Here is a 3,246-nt window from a genome sequence, read left to right as displayed (position 1 = left end):
GAGTCGAAATGGACAACCCGTAAGCTGACTGTCGTGACTGGCTCCAACGGGTCTGAAGCCGGTAAAGACCTGGAAAACTGTACGACGCACCCACCATCCTCAAGATCAAACCCGGAACGGCCAGTCAACTTGCCGAAATGACCCATCCAAACCGGCCGTTGATCTCTGCCTCTGAAGGTCAGCAGGTGTTGATTTCGATGGCAGCCACATCAGCAACGATTGGTTGATTCAGTGGTAATCATCTTCCCGTTGGTGACGAATCGCACCGATGATGACGGTGCTGTCATCGACTATTTCATAAAGTGCCACATAGCCTGAGCGCCCAAAAGTGATCACGAGCTCTCGGATAAAAGGACTCTCCCCAAGCTTGCGACAGGCAAATGGAGATGACCCCAAAAAGCCTATGCCCTCTTTGATGGCCTGTAGCGCCTTCTCGGGAATGTCAAGATCACCAGCCTCACTGCCCTGTTCACGTTGAAGAATGAAATCAAAAAGCCTCTCCAGGTCTTCGTCGGCAGCGGCACTGAATTGAACGGTATAAATCATCAATGGTGCTGAGACTGGGTTCGACGCGCAGCCGCCAGTTTGGCTTCAAGCTTGGCAACCACAACCTCCGCAGCAATGCCGCCACCTGCTCGCTTTGTTTCCTCGATGGCTGTGATGCCCCGACGCAGGAATTCAGCTTGATGCTTGCGCTTCAAAACCGTTTGACGTACGGCGTTTTCGACGAATTGTGAAAGCGTTTCGCCTTGTTCGAGGACACCTTCAACTTCGATCCTGAACTCAGGTGCGACGCGAATGGGGGGGATGGTTGCGGTTTTCATCGCGGCATTGTATTGCGATTGCAATTCACATCAAGAATGGTAGGCTTGCGTGGCCGGTTCACATGGGTGGCAACGTCAACAACTGCGGCATAGACCTCTCCTTCAGTGTCATCAGACCAAAAGTTGGTGGCGGTGAGCTTGAGCCGCTCAGCGGTGTTACGGCGACTCGCGCACAGGGTATCCTGCTGCCATGAAAAAACCACCCGCAGGTGGTTTTTTCTGTTGGGAAGAAAACTCGCGCTCAGGCAAAGTTGGCTTCGGCAAAACGCCAGTTCACCAGATTGCTCAGGAAGGTTTCAACGTACTTGGGACGCGCATTACGGTAGTCAATGTAATAGGCATGTTCCCACACGTCCACGGTCAACAGCGCTTTGTCACCGGTGGTCAAGGGAGTGCCGGCCGCACCCATGTTGACGATGTCAATCGAGCCGTCGGCCTTTTTCACCAGCCAGGTCCAGCCGGAGCCGAAGTTGCCCACGGCGCTCTTGACAAATGCTTCCTTGAACGCTGCGTAAGAGCCCCATTTGGCGTTGATGGCAGCTGCCAGCGCGCCGGTCGGCTCACCGCCGCCATTGGGCGTCAGGCAATTCCAGAAGAAGCTGTGGTTCCAGATTTGGGCGGCGTTGTTGTAGATGCCACCGCTGGATTTTTTGACGATGGACTCGAGGTCCATGCTCTCGAACTCGGTGCCTTTTTGCAGGTTGTTGAGGTTGACCACATACGCGTTGTGGTGCTTGCCGTAGTGGTATTCCAGCGTTTCCTTGGAGTAATGCGGTGCCAGGGCATCCATCGCAAAAGGCAGGGCGGGCAAAGTGTGTTCCATGTGATCCTCGGTGTTGAGTTGCAAAAATGAAATTGTAAAAACTTTCAGCCGGCAGCTTACACCACGCGCAAATCAACCGTGCCGTCAACAAGGGTAGCGGTAACGGCCTGGCCCGGCGCGGTCTGCTGGCAGCTGGCAAGGGTGTTGCCTTGCTCGTCGGACAACATGGCGTAGCCACGCGCCAGCACCAGGTGCGGGTCGAGCAGGTTCAGGCGCAGGCCAGCCCGCTCCAGGCGCTGTGCCTGTTGTTGCCAGGCACGCTGCAGTGCCGTGGGCAATTGGGTTGCCAGACGCTGCTGGTGTTGCTCTTTTGTTTGCAAAAAATGCCGTGCCATGCTTTGCAGGCCATGGGCGCTGGCCGCCAGTCGCAGGCGCTGGCTGGCCAGGCGTTCGGACGGCCGCCCGAGGCGTGCCACAGCCCGGTCAAGCCGCTGGCCCTGGCGGTCGAGTTGGCGCAGCACGGCATCGCTCAGGCGCCGCTGCGCTGCATCGAGCGCATCCAGCCAGGCGTCGCGGGGCTGCGCCACCAGTTCGGCTGCTGCCGTGGGCGTGGGCGCGCGCAGGTCGGCACAGAAGTCGGCAATGGTGAAGTCGGTCTCGTGGCCGACACCACAAATGATGGGCACCGGGCTTTGCACAATGAGCCGCGCCAGCGCTTCGTCGTTGAAGGCCCAAAGGTCTTCCAGCGCGCCGCCACCGCGCACCAGCAGAATCACATCGATCGGCTGGGACTTGAGCTGGTACAAGGCAGACAGCGCGGCCCGCAACTCGGCTGGCGCGTTGGCACCCTGCACCGATGCCGGCGCCAGCACCACCGGAATGTGCGGCACGCGCCGCTGCAGGGCCGTAACCACATCGTGCAGGGCGGCCGCGCCGAGCGAGGTCACCAGCCCGATGGCACGCGGCATCACCGGCAATGGACGCTTGCGGGCAGCATCGAACAGCCCTTGCGTTTCCAGCCGGACCTTGAGCTTGAGGAACTCTTCGAACAAGCTGCCCTGGCCAGCGCGGCGCATGCCCTCCACAATCAACTGCAGGTCGCCACGCGGCTCATAAACACCCAGGCGCCCTTGAACTTCGACAAGTTCGCCGTCGCGCGGTGCAAAGTCAAGCCCACTGGCGGCACGCTTGAACATGGCACAGCGCAATTGTCCAGAGGCATCCTTGAGCGAGAAATAACAATGGCCGCTGGCAGCGCGTGAAAACCCGGACAACTCACCGCGCACCGTCACCGGGTTAAAGCGGGCCTGCAGCGCATCGGCAATGGCACGGCACAGCGCACCCACCGACCAAACCGTGCCAGAACCAGGCGGTAAAGTCAGCTCAGCCATCATGCCAAAGCACCTGCCGCTAGCAACACGATAGTGAATTGCCCACAGTTTGGCGCAGAGACCAAAAAATCAAAAAAGCTAGCAACTGTGTAAGATTTTTCGGTGAATATCATTGATTTAATTAGCTTTTTTACTGCTTAAATTGTAATCAAGCTGTTACATATCTAAACACGCGTCAGCAAAAGATGCATATCAGGGTAATTACCCACAAAGTTATCCACAGAAATTGTGGGCAACTCTCAAGCCCGCGACCACGCCTCAAAAAAGG

General features: G+C 57.6%; 4 protein-coding genes. All 4 read right to left on the bottom strand.

Going from position 1 to position 3,246, the window contains the following annotated elements; translation table 11 throughout:
• Positions 1 to 228 precede the first annotated feature (228 nt).
• The 4 genes from IBX54_RS13845 to xseA all read right to left on the bottom strand — a co-directional run bounded on the left by IBX54_RS13845 (position 229) and on the right by xseA (position 2,978).
• On the bottom strand, positions 229 to 546 hold the full coding sequence (locus IBX54_RS13845) for a type II toxin-antitoxin system RelE/ParE family toxin (RefSeq protein WP_296543242.1): 318 nt from the start codon (positions 544 to 546) through the stop codon (positions 229 to 231).
• Positions 546 to 824 carry a YlcI/YnfO family protein gene (locus IBX54_RS13840; protein ID WP_296543241.1) on the bottom strand — a complete coding sequence of 93 codons (279 nt, stop codon included), beginning with the start codon at positions 822 to 824 and terminating at the stop codon, positions 546 to 548. The genes IBX54_RS13845 and IBX54_RS13840 overlap by 1 nt, the downstream gene beginning before the upstream one ends.
• Positions 825 to 1,065: 241 nt before the next feature.
• The gene (locus tag IBX54_RS13835) at positions 1,066 to 1,647 is read right to left on the bottom strand and encodes a Fe-Mn family superoxide dismutase (protein WP_296543240.1); all 582 of its coding nucleotides are present in this window, start codon (positions 1,645 to 1,647) and stop codon (positions 1,066 to 1,068) included.
• 56 nt (positions 1,648 to 1,703) lie between these two features.
• On the bottom strand, positions 1,704 to 2,978 hold the full coding sequence (gene xseA, locus IBX54_RS13830) for an exodeoxyribonuclease VII large subunit (RefSeq protein ID WP_367141851.1): 1,275 nt from the start codon (positions 2,976 to 2,978) through the stop codon (positions 1,704 to 1,706).
• Positions 2,979 to 3,246 lie beyond the last annotated feature (268 nt).

This window comes from Rhodoferax sp. (assembly GCF_014859475.1).
GTDB lineage: Bacteria > Pseudomonadota > Gammaproteobacteria > Burkholderiales > Burkholderiaceae_C > Rhodoferax.
This window is presented reverse-complemented; position numbering and strand designations above follow the sequence as displayed.